The organism is Clostridioides difficile ATCC 9689 = DSM 1296, from assembly GCF_001077535.1.
GTDB lineage: Bacteria > Bacillota > Clostridia > Peptostreptococcales > Peptostreptococcaceae > Clostridioides > Clostridioides difficile.
Genome location: NZ_CP011968.1, coordinates 321,698 through 339,158 on the forward strand (window position 1 = coordinate 321,698; position 17,461 = coordinate 339,158).

Consider the following 17,461-nt stretch of genomic DNA (forward strand, 5'->3'; position numbering starts at 1 on the left):
TCATTTTACAGATTGCAAAGCAACAGGTATACTGAATAATATGAAGTGAAAAGAAGGAGGAATATTTTGAATCAAAGCAGAAAAACATATTTTTGGCTTTTAATTATTAACTTGTTTATTAGCACATTCACTTTTGGTGGAGGGTATGTAGTTGTACCTATGATTAGACGTTATTTTGTAAATCAAAAGCAATTCTTTACAGAAGATGATTTGATGAGCATGGCAGCAGTTGCACAATCAACTCCTGGAGCTATTGCAATTAATTTATCTGCTTTGGCAGGTTATCGAGTAGCTGGTACTTTAGGGGTTGTCATTAGTTGTATAGCAGCTATAATACCTCCGCTCGTTATTCTTGGATTAGTATCAGCATTTTACACCACTTTTATATCTAATGCCATTGTAATTGCAGTATTAAAAGGAATGCAAGCTGGTGTTGCTGCACTAATTGTGGATTTGATTATTGACATGTGCTCTATGATATTAAAACAACGTTCTCTATTTTTATCAGCTATGATACCTATTGCTTTCTTTGCAAACTTTGTGATGAGTATAAATGTAATTTTTATATTATCTGTTTGCTGTTTTGTATGTGTAATGCAAGTTTTCTACAAGAAGAGGGAAAATAAATGAATACAATTTGGAATTTATTTTTTATATTTTTAAAAATAGGCTTGTTTAGTATTGGTGGTGGTTATGCAATCATACCTTTAATCCAAGAGAAAGTAGTAAATCAAACTGGATGGATAAGTGAGAAAATGTTTACAGATATTATAACTATTTCACAAATGACACCAGGGCCACTGGCTGTTAATACTTCTACTTTTGTTGGACTTCAAATTGGAGGGTTTTGGGGAGCAGTTGCAGCCACTTTAGGTTGTGTATTATGTGGTGTAGTAATATCTCTATTTTTATATAATTTTTTTCAAAAGCATCAGAACTCTACTTATATATTTGAAATATTAAATGGTCTAAAATCAGCTTCATTAGGTTTAATTATCTCAGCTGCGGCTACAATTATAATCCTTGCATTATTTGGGACGAATAAAGTGTACTTCAATTCTATATTTGAGATGCTAAACTGGACTGCACTAATAATCTTTTTTGTTACACTACTGATAGTACGTAAGTGGAAAATTAATCCTATTGTGATTATAATAATAAGTGGTATACTGGGAATATTTTTTTATTTATAAGTTTTTGCTAAGTAAAGGATATCTATTTTTTTATATCTTAAATCCAAATAGCCAATAAAGTAAGGCTATTTGGATTTTTAATAAATTCTGAAAAGATAATCAGAAACCCATATAACATTTAAATTATATCACTGGTTTTCTACAAACCAATCATAAGCTTCTTGGCAAAATTTCTCACTATCTATATAGTAACTATTATGAACATTATTAATTTCAACAAGTTTCTTTTTACATTTTAGTGAATTATAATAGCTATCAAAATATTGGGTTTTAAAATATCTATCATGAAGTGTTTTAAAGACAAGAGTAGGTATGTTGACTCCATCTTTTATCTTACTATCTTCTGCAATAAAGCATTCTAACATTGTATTAATTATCTTTGTACTATTTTTCCAAATATGAGGATTTTTCTTTTCAAATATTTTATAAAATTCATTATCATAGACTTCATTATAACCTTTATATTTAGGTGGTTTTACTGTTATGTGAAAATTAGGAAGAAACTTAAAGAAAAAATATAATAATTTTTATGTTCTGTTTTATATATTATTCATATTTTATCACAGATAATATACTAAAGTTAATTTTTTTATTGTACAACTATTATAATAATTCTTCTATAATATAAGACATTCTATAATTTTATATTTAAGTTCATGTGTATTTAATTGTTTTTATATAAAATGTCCAGTAATACTATTTGGATTTATTTTTATTTCATCAGGAGTTCCAGAAGCAACAATTTCCCCTCCATTTATTCCACTGTCTGGACCTATATCGATAATCCAATCAGAAGCACGTATAACCTCTGTATTGTGTTCAATAATTAAAAGTGAATGCTGTTCATTTACAAGTTTTCTAAAAGTAATTAACAAATTTTCTATATCTTTAAAATGAAGTCCAGTAGTAGGCTCATCCAATATGTACAGCATTCGTTTTTTAGTTTTTGTCCCTAATTCTTTTGCTAATTTTATCCTTTGAGATTCTCCTCCACTTAATCCTAATGTATTTTGTCCAAGCTTTAGATATCCAAGTCCCACTTCATCTAATAAGGAGAGTTTTCTATATATATCAGAGCAATCGCTAAAAAATGTTTTTGCTTCTGCTACTTCCATGTCAAGTATATCTGCAATTGTCTTTCCCTTGTATTGTATAGACAGTATTTCTTTTTGATATCTCTTACCTTGACATTTACTACAAGTTACCCATTGGTCTGCCATATATTGCAGAATAATTTTTGTTTTACCTAATCCTTGACAGTTTGGGCATTGCCCCTTTTTGCTATTAAAGCTAAAATAGCTTTCATCCAATAATTTTTGTTTTGCTTGTGGAGTTTCAGCAAATAGAGAACGAATTTCATCAAAAATATTGATATATGTAGCAGGTGTAGAACGGCTAGATTTTCCAATAGGTGTTTGGTCCATTAAGATAAAATCATCAATAGCATCAAATCCAGTAAATTCAGTATAATTTTTATCTGGGATAGATTTTTGTTTCAATTTTTCTTCTAGAGCAGGAAGTAAACTGTGAAATACAAGAGAGCTCTTACCAGAACCACTAACACCTGTAATAGAGCACATACAGTTTAAGGGAATTTCTACATCAATATTTTTTAAGTTATTTGCATGGCATCCTTTTAAGCTTAACCATTTACTTGGGATAATTTTATTTTGTGAACCTGTTTTATTGTATGTACTTAAATATTTACCTGTTATAGAGTTTGGATTTTTTATAATTTCTTGGGTTGTACCTTCTGCAATAATGAACCCCCCTTTTGTACCAGCACTTGGGCCTACATCAATAATATAATCAGCAGACAGTATTGTATCTTTATCGTGTTCCACAACTATAACAGTATTACCCTTATCTCTTAGCTCTTCTATCATTTTGATGATTAAATTATGGTCTCTTGGGTGTAAACCAATAGATGGTTCATCTAAAATGTAGGTTAAGCCTACTAATTCACTTCCTAGCTGACTTGATAATCGTACTCTCTGCAGTTCTCCTCCAGATAAAGTTGGAGCTGTTCTATCTGTTGATATATAGCTAAGACCTACCTTTAATAGATAACTAACTCGAATTTTTAATTCTGTTAAGATATCATTTACCAAAGAGAGCTCATTTTTTTGAAGTTGATTTGGTAATTCACACAACCAATTCCATAACTGTTCTATCGTCATTTTTGTTAGTTCAGGGAAGCGATAACCTTTGATTGTAGTGAATCTAGCCTCAATGCACAGCAATTCGCCACCACATGTATTGCAAGGAATTTTGTTCATATATTGATGCAAGGTATTATTTTCAGAACTAGATTCTCTAAAAAGTCTTTGAATGTGGTTGATTGCTCCTGAAGCAGGTCTTCTAATCTTTGATTCTCGTCCCTTTGATTCAAAGCTAAATTCATATATCTTATCGTCTGTACCATATAAGATTGCATCTATAAAATCTCTTGGTAATTCATTCCAAGGTATATCTAGGTCTATATTTTTATCTTTTGCTATTGCATATAATTCACCTACCATCCAATTACCATTTGGCTTTTTCCCCCTCAATTTTCCAAAATAGTAAGTGGCTCCATCTAATATTGAAATAGTTGGGTCTTTTACAATCAATTGAGGATTAACTTGATAGGTAAAACCTAATCCATTACAATCGTGACAAGCTCCAGTATGGGAGTTAGCATTGAAGGTTGAAGTATTTATCTTAGAAAAAATAGTTTGACAATGTGGACAATAATTTTTTGTATTATTCTTTTTTTCTAATGGAATTTTGCAATATGGACAGTAACTTTTTCCGATTGATACAAATAACATTCTTAAATAATCCCAAATGCTTGTAAGAGTACCAACAGTAGAGCGAGGATTTTGGCTTCCTTTTTTCTGTTCGATAGCTATAGTAGGGGTTAATCCCTGAAGTAAATCAAATTCCGGTTTTTGAAGCTGTTCTGAAAGTTTTGCTCCATTACTTAGATTTTCAAAATAACGTCTTTTTCCTTCTTCATAAATCGTATCGAAAGCTAAAGAAGATTTTCCACTACCACTTACACCTGTAATAACAGTTATTTGATTTTTTGGAATTGTAACCTCAACATCCTTTAAATTGTTTTGCCTTCCTCCTTTTAAATAGATAGAGCTTTTATTATGACAAAGTGAATTTTTAATTGATTTATTTATTGATTTTGTAAATTTGAATTTCTTTTCGAGTTCAAGAGGATTGCCTAATTCTTTTATTTCCGAAATGCCTAATATTTTTAACTGAGAAAAGATTGATTTCAAATAATCTTCAGGCAGTTTTTCTATTAACAAATTAAGGTCTTCTATTTTTATATTTCCGATTGATAATATTTCTGCCATTTCATCTAATAAATTTTTTTCTGCTCTTGTTAATTGATTGTATTTTTTGGAACTTAATTCTGTCCATAAATCCCATGGAAGCAATTCTAAACCAATCATATTATTAAAGTCATGTAGAAGATTACCCTTTACAGAATGCCAACCTTTCCAATTTTTATTATATCCAAAGTCATCTGGATGAGCATGTCCTTGCCGACATCTTATCCAGGCTTCTGAACCAGTTAAAAAACCATCTGTTTTTCCGACATCATGAGTGTCAAAATTAATTTGAAAATAATTTTTTTGTATGTCATCTATTTGTGCATCTATTCTTATCCATCTCTTTGTTAGAGTATCATAGTATTCTACAAGCCAGTGGTCTTCATAAGTAAGCTCACTTTCAAAATAATTAGCAAAACCTGCTCTCATTCTAGCCTCAAAACCTCGATATCTTAGGAGCGATACAAGAAGTAAAGAATAATCTCTGCACATTCCAACAAGCCTTTGTTTTGGGTTTCTTGGAATAGTTAGTGGGTTAGAATTTATTTCAAATATTCTTTTTAACATTTGAGGAATTGTACGAAGCAATTCCTCATCAGATTGTTGTTTATTAAAGGATATACCATATAATTTTCCTTGGTCTCCATGAATTACTAGGCTTTGAACCACTTTTAATAACTCAATTGGAGTCTTTGGTAAATCTTGATATTTATTTTCAAATTTTTTAGGATTTGTGATGATACTTTGATTTTTATAGTTATTTATTTTCATTTATATTTCACCTCTCTAAATGGATGATATACCCTGACATGGTGTCATATGCAAGGACAATTTAGATTTTTTGGCCAAAATTTAAAAATAAATAAAAAATGATACAGTGATAAATTGTAATACAAATATAGTTTCAAATTGCATATAATATAATTATTTAATAAAACCATTATCTATTGAATGTTAATGAAATGTTAAGATGGCATTCTTGAATATTAAGAAATAGAATACTATAATATAGTGTGAAGGATTTTTAGTAAAAAAATTTGTAAGTGTTAATATACATTAAAAAATAGGTTTATAATTTGGAGGAAAAAAATGAAATTATCAAGGTATAAGAAAAATAGTTTAGTTCTGTCTATAATTTTATGTTCACTTATTATTTCAATCCTTGTAATTACTGTTTTTAATACCGTAAAACTACACAATATATCTAATAAACAATCTAAAAACTATTTAAATGATGTATCTACACAGATTGTAATGAATGTTGATTCTAAAATCAAATTTATTTTATCCGACTTAAGAATAATGGCAGATTTTATTAAGCAATATGAAGGTGATAGTCGATATGAGTATTTATCTAAAAGAAAGACTAGTTATAAGTATTATGATGTTGGAATAATAGATTTAGAAGGTAAAGCTGAGTTTTTAAGTGGAAAAAAGTTTGACTTAAAGAATACTGTTTCCTATAAAAAAGGAATTGAAGGTAAAGAATACTCAGAAGTAATAGAGTCAATGGGTTTTGTTCTTTATAGTGTACCTATATTTAATGATAATCATGAAGTATCTAGTATTTTAATAGGTGTATCCAATAAAGAAAGTATGAATGAGATTCTTAATATAGATAACTTTAATGGAAAAGGAACTATTGAAATTATTAATAGTAAGGGAAAACCTCTTTTCATAGGAAAAAATACTGAATTAATAAAGGACCTTAGCCATAAATATAAGAGTTCTGGAGATGAACCTTGGGCACAAAAGATGCTTGAGGATTTTAAAAATGATAAATCAGGGAATATTACAATAACCTCATCAAAAGGTGTACAATGCTTATTAACTTATCATCCAATTACAAGAGGTTTAAATGATTGGCATTTTCTTCTCATAGTACCTGAAGATGCTGTACTTGGTGAACTTAATAAATTAAACTCTTTTACAATAACAATGACATTTATAATTACATGTATTATTGGAATTATAACATTAATTTTATATATTATAAGAAGAAAATATGTAAATCAAATAGAAAATATTGCATATTTAGATAGTATAACAAATGGTATAAATTCAACTAAGTTTAGTATGCTAGTCAAACCTTTAATTTCAGAATCACCTGATAGTACTTATATGATGATAGCAATGAATATAAAAGATTTTAAGCTAATAAATGATTGTTTCGGTAGTGAAAAGGGAAATATGACACTAAAACATCTTTACAATATTTTGTATAAAAACATTGATGAAAATGAAGAGTTTGTGTGCCGTCATGATGCAGACCTTTTCTATTTGCTTATTAAGAATAGACCAGTGTTAGAAGCCCTGGAGTTATTATATAAAATAGAAGCTGACACAAATTATTTTAATAAAAATAGGGAAAATCCATACTTTTTAAGACTATCAGTAGGTATTTACACAATTGAAAATCATAATGAAGATTTAATTACAATACAAGACCATGCAAATACAGCAAGAAAAAGCTTTAATAAAACTCATCAAAGTGATTTTTCTTTTTATAGTGATATAGAAAGAAAACGATTAATATCTGAAAAGGAAATTTCAAATTTAATGGAAAAAGCCCTTGAAAATAAAGAATTTTTTATGTGCTTACAACCTAAAATTGATATAAAAAGTGGAAAAATTAGTGGAGCAGAGTCTCTTGTGCGTTGGAAAAATTCAGAAAAGGGCATAATTTATCCAAGTGATTTTATTCCTCTTTTCGAAAAAAGTGGATTTATATGTAAGTTAGATTTATATATACTAGAAGAAACATGCAAATTGATTTCTAAGTGGATAAAAGAAGGTAAAGAAGTGTTGAGAATTTCTGTTAATGTATCACGTCAACATCTGAATGATAAATTGTTTTTAGAAAAATATAAGCATATATGCAATAAATACAATGTACCAACATGTCTGATAGATTTAGAACTTACTGAATCTATTTTCTTAGAAAATCCAGAAGCTATAGATATAATAGAGGATATTCATTCTAATGGATTTAAATGTTCTATAGACGATTTTGGATTTGGGTACTCATCATTAGGGATATTAAAGGATTTTAAAGTTGATATAATTAAGTTAGACCGTTCATTCTTTGTTAGCAAAAATAATATAGACCGTGGTAAGGTAGTTATTAAGTCTATTATTGAACTTAGCAAAAGGCTAGGTATGAAAGTAACTGCTGAAGGAATTGAAGAATTAGAACAAGTTGAGTTCCTAAAAAATGTGGGATGTGATTATATTCAAGGTTATGTTTTTTCAAAACCATTATTAATTTCTGACTTTGAAAATTTTGCATATGAAAATAATAAAATTAAAAATATCCATTATTAAATGTACAAGATAAAAAATTTAGGCAAGTTATATAATTAAAAATATAACTTGCCTTTTTTATTTATATATTTAATAAAAATATATTTGCAGATTTTGTAAAAATAATTTTCAAATGTTGTAAGTTGTGGCTAAAGCTTTATTGTATTATTCTGAATATAGAAAGATAGTTACTGTCTTAGATAAAAACTGAAACATACATAATAATATAAAATTTGCTATATTAATAACTCTAATTATTTTGGAAGGAGGGAAAATATGATAAGTGGGAGAATGTTACTCATCATGAATTTTCTAAAAGGAAAAAATAAGACAAGTTACAAGGATATTAGCAAACAACTTAGTATAGAAGAAAGAAAAGTTAGATATGATATAAATAATTTAAATATTGTTTTGCGTTCATTAAACAAGTCAGTAATACAAAAGATGAACAAAGGTGTGTTAATTATTCCTGATGACTTCCAAGTAGTATGTATAAATAATAACGAATATGTATTTTCCTTAACTGAGCGAGTATCTATTATGAAAATTATATCAATGTTTAAAATAGATAATCTAAACTTAGAAAAATTAAGTAAAGAATTTCAGGTTTCTAGAAGTTCAATTAAAAATGACCTTAATGTTTTGTCAAGTGAATTAGAAAGAAACCAAATAACTATTACTTATGATAAATCTTTTAAAATAAGTGGAGAAGAAGACATTATATATAAGCAAAGATTGAACATATTAAAATCGTATTCTTATCTTTTTGGTAAGGAAAAATCTGATTTAAGTGTATTTGAGAAGTATTTAGTGAATGTAATTGAAAAAATATTCAAAGGGATTTATTTGATTGATATATATAATTGGTCTATGAATTTATTATTGCAAATGGGATGGACTTTAAATGATGAATCTTTTACATGGTATGTGTCGAACATTTTCCTTTTTACATGGTATATACATTCAGATGAAAAACATCCTTTAGAATCTGCTTCATTAAGTGAGCCGTGTTTTGAAAATAAGTTTGACCAAGAATTTGAAACAATTATTCAAAAAAAGTTGACTAAGGAACAAATTTTTCTGTTAAAGAGTTTTGTATTTTTTACAAATAAATATGCAAGTTTAAACGAGGATATGGATTTGATTAGTACAGAAATTATAGTTCAAGACCTAATTTACAATATGTCAGAAATATTAGAGATTAGCTTTAAAGAAGATATGATTCTTTATAAAGGATTACTCAATCATATTGCTCCATTGATAGAGAGAATCAAGCAGAATATACAGATTTATGAGGAATTACTTCATGTAATACCAGATAAATATCAATATGTACTTGAAGCTACTAAGGTTTCTATTCAAAAAAACAGAGTTTTAAGTCAAATAAAGAATGAAAATGAAACAATACTTTTGGCAATACATTTTTTAGGAAGTATACATAGAAATGAGAGGAATAACTACAAAAATATATTGTTAGTTTGTGGATTTGGATATGGTGTAATTGCTATGTTAAAGGATAGTTTAGTAAATGATTACCAGATAAATATAGTAGAGAGTATTCCATCATATAAGTTACAAGATTATAAAGAATGGGAAAGTATTGACTTCATTATAACAACATCAAAGATAGTAATAGACTTGCCTAAAACAATTATTGAGATAAATCCATTTTTACAAGAAGAGGATTATTTGAAGTTTGAAGAAAAAGGGATAAAAAGAAAGAACGTCTTAACTAATTATATGTCAATAAAAAAAAGGTTGGACTTTTTAGAAGAAGATGCCCAAAAAAGAGTATTAAGTATTATATGTCAAGAACTTGGATACAGTGATGAGAGAATATTATTTAGACAACTTAATTTAAGTGATTTAATAGGGATTGATACCATAAGGATAATTGATGGAGATATGAAATGGGAAGATGCTGTAAAATTTAGTTCAAACATACTTGCTAATTGTGATTTTGTATCAGCACAATATGCTGAGAATATTATAGATATTTTAAAAAATGTGGGTTTTTATGCTGTAAAAGATAACGAATTTGCTTTACTACATGGCAATGATAGTTCATTAGTCAAAGTAAGTTCGATAAGTTTATTAATATGTAAAGAAGCAGTTAGTTTTGGAGATAAAAAGGTTAAAATCATATTTTGCCTAGCAAGCAGAGATAAAAAAGAGCAAATTCCTGCAATAATTAATCTAACTAAAATGGTTTATAAGACTAATTTTATTGCTATGTTAGAAAGTGCAAAGACAAAAGAAGAAGCAGAAGTTTTAATTCATAAATATGAGAAGGAGGTCACTGTATGAATAAATTAGTTAATGTAAAATGTTCATTTAAAATACATGTTAATTCAAAAGAAGAAGCCATTATATCGTTAGTTGATGTAGTGTCAAAAGAAGGATATTTAATAGATAAAAATCAATTTTTAAAAGATGTTTTAAAGAGAGAAGAAACATTGTCGACTTATATTGGACATGGTATAGGTCTTCCTCATAGTCAAAGTGTAGGTGTTAAAAACTCTTGTATTACAATAGGAAAGCTTGATACTCCTATTGAATGGACAGAAGAAGGAGAAAAAGTGGATTTAATATTTTTGATATCAGTAACAAAAGACAATGAAAATAATCTTCATTTAAAGATTTTATCAAAATTAGCACGTTTATTGATGCATGAAAGTTTTAGAAATCAAATTAGATGTTCAGATGAACAAACTGTTTATAATCTTATAAAAGAAAAAATAGAGGAGGAAGATTAAAATGAGAATTTTAAAGTTTTTGCAAAAACATCTTATGACAGCAACATCTTATATGATTCCATTTGTGGTTGCAGGAGGAATATTATTTGCTTTATCAGTAACTTTAAGTGGACAAGCTGCTGTTCCTGAAACAGGCTGGTTGGCTAAACTGAATCAAATTGGAGCTGCTGGCTTGGCTTTATTCATTCCTATATTAGGTGGATATATAGCATTTAGTATGGCAGATAAACCAGGATTAGCTCCAGGTATGATAGGTGCATATTTAGCAAAAGAAGTAAATGCAGGTTTTATAGGTGGTATCATAGCAGGATTTATAGCAGGATTTGTTGTTTTACAATTAAAGAAAATTAAATTAGCTCCTACAATGAGAACTTTAGGTTCTATATTTATTTATCCTTTAGTTGGTACATTGATTACAGGTGGTATAATTGTATTTTTAATTGGAGAACCTATAGCTTCTTTTATGACATGGATGACAAACTGGTTAAATGGAATGTCTGGTGTTTCTAAAATTCCTTTAGGTGGAATCTTAGGAGGAATGATAGCCTCAGATATGGGTGGCCCTATAAATAAGGTTGCTGCTACTTTTGCCCAAACTCAAGTTGACACACTTCCATATTTAATGGGTGGAGTTGGCGTTGCAATTTGTATACCTCCAATTGGTTTAGGATTAGCTACATTATTGTTTCCAAAAAAATTTAGCAAGGAAGAAAGAGATTCAGGTAAAGCTTCACTATTAATGGGATGTGTTGGAATTACAGAAGGAGCTATTCCATTTGCAACATCAGATCCAGTTAGAGTAATACCTTGTATTATGGCTGGGTCGATTGTAGGAAATATTATGGCTTTTTTATTAGGATGTTTAAATCATGCACCCTGGGGAGGTCTGATAGTGTTACCTGTAGTTGACAATAGGTTGGGGTATATTGCATCAGTATTAACTGGAGCAGTAGTTGTTGCGGTATTAATGAAATTAGTAAAAAAAGACGTGAAAGAAGATGAAGAAATTGAAGAAGATTTAGATGAATCAATTGAATTAATATTTGAAGAATTATAAATATAAATGGAAGGAATTTGTATAAAAAAGTAAATATAAAACTATAAATTTAAAGGAGATAAGAATATGAAAATTGTAGCAGTAACATCTTGTCCTAGTGGAGTAGCACATACTTACATGTCGGCTGAATCACTTGAATTATCAGCCAAAAAATTTGGTATAGAAATAAAGGTTGAGACTCAAGGAAGCTCTGGAATAGATAATGAATTGTCACTTAAAGATATTGATGAAGCAACTTGTGTAATATTGACTAATGATGTTGAGATTAGAAATATGGAACGTTTTAAAGGAAAGAAGGTAGTAAGAATGAGTGTATCTGAGATAATTAAGAAATCTGATGCATTAATTAAGAAAATAAAAGATACTTTTCAATAAAAATTGATTTATTTTACATATAACTCAAAGATGTTTTTAAAGAAATTTTTATTAAAAGCATCTTTGAAAATATCTTAAAAATAGAATAAAAGGAGATATAGTCATGAAAAAGTTACCAATAAAGACTGTCGTGCAAAGATTACTAAACTTACAAGAAGAGGGGAAAAGTGCAACTCTTTTAGGAATTGGTCCTATGTCACCAAACTTGTTACAAGCAAGTTTTGAACTAGCAAAAGATGATGATTTTCCTTTAATGTTTATCGCAAGTAGAAATCAAGTAGATGCAGATGAACTAGGTGGCGGTTATGTAAATGGTTGGAATCAGGAAACTTTTACAAAAGATATTAAGAAGGTTGCCGACAAAGTTGGATTTGATGGTTTATATTATTTATGTAGAGACCATGGTGGGCCATGGCAAAGAGATAAAGAGAGAAATGACCATTTGCCTGTTGATGAAGCAATGGAGTTAGGAAAAAAATCTTATTTAGCGGACATTGAAGCAGGTTTTGACCTATTGATGATTGACCCTACAAAAGACCCATTTGAAATTGGAAAAGTAATTCCACTAGATGTAGTACTAGAAAGAACTGTAGAATTAATTGAGTATTGTGAAAACGAGAGAAAAAGACTTAATCTACCAGACATAGGTTATGAGGTTGGTACAGAGGAAACCAATGGAGGTCTGACTTCAACTGAGACGTATGAAACATTTATAACTAGACTAAAGGTTGAACTCGATAATAGAGGTTTGCCAATGCCAACATTTATAGTTGGTCAAACTGGTACTTTAACTAGAAAGACAGAACAAGTAGGAACTTTTAATTTTAGAAATGCTTATGATTTAGCTCAAATGGCTAAGAAATATGGAGTTGGTTTAAAAGAGCATAATGGCGATTACTTAGATGATGTAACTTTATTAGAACATATACCATCTCAAATTATTGCTACAAATGTAGCTCCTCAATATGGTACTGAAGAAACTAGGGCATATTTAAAATTAGCAGAAGTTGAGTGTAAATTAGAAAAAGAGGGTTTAGTTGAGAAAACTTCTAATATCAGACATGTTCTTCTTGTTAATGCAATTGAATGTGGACGTTGGAGAAAATGGGTAGTAGGAGAACAAAAAAATCTAACTACTGAAGAGATATTTAAGGATGAAGTTTTATCTAATGAAATACTAGATATTGCAGGACATTATACATTTAATAATGATGATGTTAAAAAAGAAATAGAAGTGCTTTATGATAATTTAAGTAAGAATAATATTGATGGTCAAAGATTTGTTGTAGACCATATTAAACGTCCTTTGCGTGATTATGCAGAATGCTATAACTTAAAAGGTGTTACTACGAGGATTTTAAATAAATAATAGGACTTATAGTGGTGAGTATTGTTATACTAGGTATTTATAGTTATAATTATACTTACCACTATTAAATTTAGGAGGACTAATATTTTGATTAATTTAATTTTTGATGTAGATGATACTTTATATAATCAATTAACGCCTTTTTACACTGCATATAATAAAGTGTTTTCTTCAATAAAGGATATTTCTATTGAAGATTTATATATGAGTAGTAGAAAGTATAGTGATGAGGTATTTCATATGACTGAAAATGGAGAAATGCCAATCAAAGAAATGCATATTTATAGGATAATGAAAGCTTTTGAGGAGTTGGGAAATTCTATTACAGAAAAAGATGCACAAAGTTTTCAAGATGAGTATATATATCAACAATCACAAATTACACTAATACCAGAAGTTGAGAGGATTTTAAATTTTTCTAAAGAAAGAAATATTAATCTAGGAATTATAACTAATGGCCCATCAAACCATCAAAGAATGAAGTTAAAGCAGTTAAATATTGAAAACTGGGTTGATAAAAGTAATATTTTTATTTCTAGTGAGGTTGGATTTTCTAAGCCAGATACTAATATTTTTAGAGTAGCTGAGAATGTTATGAATTTAGATAGAGAAAATACATATTATGTGGGTGATTCTTATAGAAATGATGTATTAGGTGCTAAAAAAGCTGGTTGGAAGAGTATATGGTTGAACCATAGAGGACATGAGGTAGAAGAGTTGTTTTATAAACCTGATTTTGTAATTTTGGAACATAAGGATTTGATATCTTTATTTATAAAAATATGTAGTTATAAAAATATGTAGTAAAAAAATGTTAATAATAGAATTGTATAAAATAATTAATAATAACTATATAAAATTATATGTTTAGATTGTGAGCAATCTATTTTATGTTAAAAATAGATTATTTAGAAGAAGGGGAAATCTTAAAAAAATTTGAATATCCCCTTTTTATTATTTAATTAAAATGAAATAGTTAGAAATATATTTTATTTAGTTTAGTCAATAACATTTTGGGATTCTTTATAACTACATGTTAACTGTTGAATAGGTTTATCATATGGTTTAACCCATCCTTTATTAATACTTAATTCTGTAAGTGCTGTGTGACCTTCTACCATTTGAGTTAATGAAGCTGAATATATAGCTCTTAATTCAGGTGTACTACTTGTCAATGCAGAATTAAGATACATATTGGCAGATGCTTTAGCAGATGAAAGCATACTTAACATTATTACTTTATCGTCTATATAAGTATTGTTCTTAATTAGATTTTCTATCATATTTCTCATGTTATCTATACCTCCTCAGAAATTAGTATTTCATTTTCAACTATAAATTGTTGTATAGCTTTAATTCTTCCTTCTGTTGCTAATATACTAGATTCTGATTGTCTTTTTAGGTCTTCATCTGATATTAACATATTTATTGCTCTTTGCATAAGTAATCCGTCAGACTCCATTTTTATAATTGCTGCTAAAGATATTTTTTCAGTTTCTGAAAGTATTCTCATTTAATCATCTCCTATATTGTAATTTATGCTTTAATAGTATGTCTTTCTTTTCAAGGAAATAACCATTACACTTTTTTACAGTATTTTATATTCTCTTTATATCAAAATTTAGTCGACCTAATTAATATAATTTTGTAGGATATTTATCATTAAATATCTATAAAATAAATTATTTGAATATTCATAAAGCAAAATTTATTTGTATGTACTTCTTCAAGAGTCAATATGAGTTTTTTCAAAAAATTAATTTTTATGATAATCATTAAGGGCTATATTTTTCTTAAAGTTGTGATTATCATTATTAATTTACCTTAGAGGTTAATTAGGTGTTTAATCAAAGTTAATGCCTTTAGAATACAAATGTATTCTAAAGGCATTTTTACTATGTATTTTCATTTATATTACTAAACATTATCTATTTTTATATACATTTCTATGTATTTTATTTTCATCAAATCGGTCTATAAACTCATTTTTTTCTTCACTATATCCAATAGATATAAGTGCATAAGGAACTAATTTTAATGGTAAGTCTAAAGTTTGTCTAACTTTATTTACCACTTTATTTTTAGGAAATACTCCTGCCCAACAAGCAGCTAGACCTTGATTAGTAACTTCTAATAATAAATTTTGTGTGCAAGCACCTAAATCTTGTATCCATTTACCAGGTTTTAAGAATTTATCTCTATTTCCAAGCACTACTATACATAATGGTGCAAATTCTATATGCTTTGCTCTATGCTGTGACTTTGAGAGCTGTTTCAGCAGTTCCTTATCATCTACTATAATAAATTCCCAAGGTTGAGCATTTTTTGATGAAGGTGCTTGCATAGCTGATTTTAGTATTTCAGTTATTTTATCTTCTTCTATATTTTTATCTATATATGTTCTTATTGAACGTCTATTTTTTATAACTTCTAACATACAGATTCTCCTTTAAATAAAATTATTTCTATTTATATAATATCATTACTTTAAATTTTAGCTATTACTTATATAAAGAATAAACTTTGTGTTGGTTTTATCTAAGTAAAAGTAACATTCAGAACTAAAAAACAAGACTATAAATCCAAAGTATTAATTAAAAAAGAAGTAATAAAAAATAATATACAAGATTTAAAAAAGAGTATTGGGCTTAAAATTTAATTAGAAAACCAATTTTGAGATAATCTGTTTTTTATTTTAACAAAAAAACATAAATAAAGTTCGATACGTAGCGAATGAAAAAATTACAAGAAATATTTTTTTTAAAAAATTTCAAAAAAGAGTTGATAATATATGTATATTAATATAAAATTTAAGGTGTATAATTCGTATAATAATACGAATGATTTGTAGTGTAAAATAACTTATAAACGGAGAGGGGAAGTCTAATGAAAGTAGCAGTAGTTATGGGTTCAAAATCAGATTATCCAAAATTAGAAGAAGGGATAAAACTGCTTGAAAAATATGGAATAGAAGTTGTAGCAAGAGCATTATCAGCTCATAGAACACCAGAACAACTTTCAATATTCCTAAAAGAAATAGAAGATGATACTGATGTAATAATAGCAGCAGCAGGAAAAGCAGCACACTTACCAGGTGTAATAGCTTCACAAACATTAATTCCTGTAATAGGATTACCTATTAAATCATCAACTATGGATGGACTAGACTCACTTTTATCAATAGTTCAAATGCCAAAAGGAATCCCAGTTGCAACAGTTACAATAGACTTAGGTTTAAACGCAGCTTTATTGGCATTACAAATAATGACTTTAAAATACCCAAAATTAAAAGAGGATTTGAAATCATATAGAGAAGAGATGGCACAAAAGGTGTTAGAAGACGACAAGAATTTAAGGGGGTAGCAGAAATGTTATTATATGAAGGAAAAGCAAAACAAGTATATTCTACAGATAATGAAAATGAATATGTTGTTTATTATAAAGATGATGCAACAGCATTTAATGGAGAAAAAAAAGCAGAAATATCTTCAAAAGGTATACTAAATAATAAGATATCAACAATAATCTTTGAAATGTTAAAAGAAAATAATATAAATACTCACTTTATAAAAAGTTTATCAGATAGAGAAATGTTAGTTAAAAAAGTAGAGATTTTACCATTAGAAGTAATAGTAAGAAATATTGCTGCTGGTTCTATCTGTAAAAGAGTTGGTCTTGAAGAAGGTGTAGTTTTCGATGAGCCAATTTTTGAAATAAGCTACAAAAATGATGCTTATGGGGACCCAATGCTAAATGATGATTATGCAGTGGCAATGAAGTTAGCAACTAGAGAAGAGTTAAAATTCTTAAGAGAAGAAACTTTAAAAATAAATGAGTTACTAAAAGCATTTTTCTTAAAATTAAACCTAAAGTTAGTTGACTTTAAAATAGAATTTGGTAAGGATTCTGAAGGAAATATAATATTGGCAGATGAAGTATCACCAGACACTTGTAGACTTTGGGATGTAAATACAAATGAAAAGTTAGATAAGGACAGATTTAGAAAAGACCTTGGAGACCTTGTAGAAGGTTATACAGAAGTACTTTCAAGAATGAATAATAAATAGGAGGCAAAT

At 28.1% G+C, this 17,461-nt stretch carries 16 protein-coding genes; 11 read left to right on the plus strand and 5 right to left on the minus strand.

Annotated features, from left to right (window positions below; genetic code table 11):
• The first annotated feature begins 66 nt into the window (after window positions 1-66).
• On the plus strand, window positions 67-630 hold the full coding sequence (locus CDIF1296T_RS01985; RefSeq protein WP_009895294.1) for a chromate transporter: 564 nt from the start codon (window positions 67-69) through the stop codon (window positions 628-630).
• A complete protein-coding gene (locus CDIF1296T_RS01990) occupies window positions 627-1,193 on the plus strand; it encodes a chromate transporter (protein WP_003420939.1) in 567 nt (188 codons plus the stop codon). Before CDIF1296T_RS01985 ends, CDIF1296T_RS01990 begins: the two co-directional genes overlap by 4 nt.
• 128 nt (window positions 1,194-1,321) lie before the next feature.
• Here CDIF1296T_RS01990 and CDIF1296T_RS01995 read toward each other — a convergent pair whose 3' ends face one another.
• Window positions 1,322-1,558 (minus strand): hypothetical protein, encoded by a 237-nt coding sequence (locus CDIF1296T_RS01995; RefSeq protein WP_003425320.1) that lies wholly within the window; start codon window positions 1,556-1,558, stop codon window positions 1,322-1,324.
• A 309-nt stretch (window positions 1,559-1,867) separates the two neighbouring features.
• The gene (gene uvrA, locus CDIF1296T_RS02000) at window positions 1,868-5,296 is read right to left on the minus strand and encodes an excinuclease ABC subunit UvrA (protein ID WP_009895297.1); all 3,429 of its coding nucleotides are present in this window, start codon (window positions 5,294-5,296) and stop codon (window positions 1,868-1,870) included.
• Window positions 5,297-5,614: 318 nt separating this feature from the next.
• On the opposite strand from uvrA, the gene CDIF1296T_RS02005 reads away from it, so the two are divergent.
• From CDIF1296T_RS02005 to CDIF1296T_RS02035, 7 genes are all read left to right on the plus strand, one after another.
• Window positions 5,615-7,849, plus strand: coding sequence for a GGDEF domain-containing protein (locus CDIF1296T_RS02005; protein ID WP_009901727.1), 2,235 nt, complete (start codon window positions 5,615-5,617; stop codon window positions 7,847-7,849).
• Window positions 7,850-8,104: 255 nt separating this feature from the next.
• Window positions 8,105-10,135: a BglG family transcription antiterminator gene (locus tag CDIF1296T_RS02010; protein WP_003435036.1), complete on the plus strand. Its 2,031-nt coding sequence runs from the start codon at window positions 8,105-8,107 to the stop codon at window positions 10,133-10,135.
• A complete protein-coding gene (locus CDIF1296T_RS02015; protein WP_003435038.1) occupies window positions 10,132-10,584 on the plus strand; it encodes a PTS sugar transporter subunit IIA in 453 nt (150 codons plus the stop codon). Before CDIF1296T_RS02010 ends, CDIF1296T_RS02015 begins: the two co-directional genes overlap by 4 nt.
• 1 nt (window position 10,585) lies before the next feature.
• The gene (locus CDIF1296T_RS02020; protein ID WP_009895303.1) at window positions 10,586-11,641 is read left to right on the plus strand and encodes a PTS fructose transporter subunit EIIC; all 1,056 of its coding nucleotides are present in this window, start codon (window positions 10,586-10,588) and stop codon (window positions 11,639-11,641) included.
• 66 nt (window positions 11,642-11,707) lie between these two features.
• Window positions 11,708-12,016 carry a PTS fructose-like transporter subunit IIB gene (locus tag CDIF1296T_RS02025; RefSeq protein ID WP_003435043.1) on the plus strand — a complete coding sequence of 103 codons (309 nt, stop codon included), beginning with the start codon at window positions 11,708-11,710 and terminating at the stop codon, window positions 12,014-12,016.
• A 103-nt stretch (window positions 12,017-12,119) separates the two neighbouring features.
• Window positions 12,120-13,385, plus strand: a complete 1,266-nt coding sequence (locus CDIF1296T_RS02030) for a class II D-tagatose-bisphosphate aldolase non-catalytic subunit (protein ID WP_009895305.1) — start codon at window positions 12,120-12,122, stop codon at window positions 13,383-13,385.
• Between the two features lie 87 nt (window positions 13,386-13,472).
• Window positions 13,473-14,189, plus strand: coding sequence for an HAD family hydrolase (locus tag CDIF1296T_RS02035; RefSeq protein ID WP_009888041.1), 717 nt, complete (start codon window positions 13,473-13,475; stop codon window positions 14,187-14,189).
• Between the two features lie 194 nt (window positions 14,190-14,383).
• Here the strand turns inward: CDIF1296T_RS02035 and CDIF1296T_RS02040 are convergent, their stop codons facing one another.
• From CDIF1296T_RS02040 to CDIF1296T_RS02050, 3 genes are all read right to left on the minus strand, one after another.
• Complete coding sequence (locus tag CDIF1296T_RS02040; RefSeq protein ID WP_003425293.1) at window positions 14,384-14,677, minus strand: spore coat protein; 294 nt, start codon at window positions 14,675-14,677, stop codon at window positions 14,384-14,386.
• 5 nt (window positions 14,678-14,682) lie between these two features.
• Window positions 14,683-14,898 (minus strand): hypothetical protein, encoded by a 216-nt coding sequence (locus tag CDIF1296T_RS02045; protein WP_003435050.1) that lies wholly within the window; start codon window positions 14,896-14,898, stop codon window positions 14,683-14,685.
• A gap of 411 nt (window positions 14,899-15,309) precedes the next feature.
• Entirely contained in the window at window positions 15,310-15,822 is a 513-nt protein-coding gene (locus tag CDIF1296T_RS02050) for a nitroreductase family protein (protein WP_009895309.1), read from the minus strand.
• Window positions 15,823-16,271: 449 nt separating this feature from the next.
• Here CDIF1296T_RS02050 and purE point away from each other — a divergent pair, with 449 nt between their 5' ends.
• Together purE and purC are read left to right on the plus strand one after the other, a co-directional pair.
• The gene (purE, locus tag CDIF1296T_RS02055) at window positions 16,272-16,748 is read left to right on the plus strand and encodes a 5-(carboxyamino)imidazole ribonucleotide mutase (RefSeq protein ID WP_003425290.1); all 477 of its coding nucleotides are present in this window, start codon (window positions 16,272-16,274) and stop codon (window positions 16,746-16,748) included.
• A 5-nt stretch (window positions 16,749-16,753) separates the two neighbouring features.
• Window positions 16,754-17,452 carry a phosphoribosylaminoimidazolesuccinocarboxamide synthase gene (purC, locus tag CDIF1296T_RS02060; protein ID WP_003420966.1) on the plus strand — a complete coding sequence of 233 codons (699 nt, stop codon included), beginning with the start codon at window positions 16,754-16,756 and terminating at the stop codon, window positions 17,450-17,452.
• The last annotated feature ends 9 nt before the right edge of the window (window positions 17,453-17,461 follow it).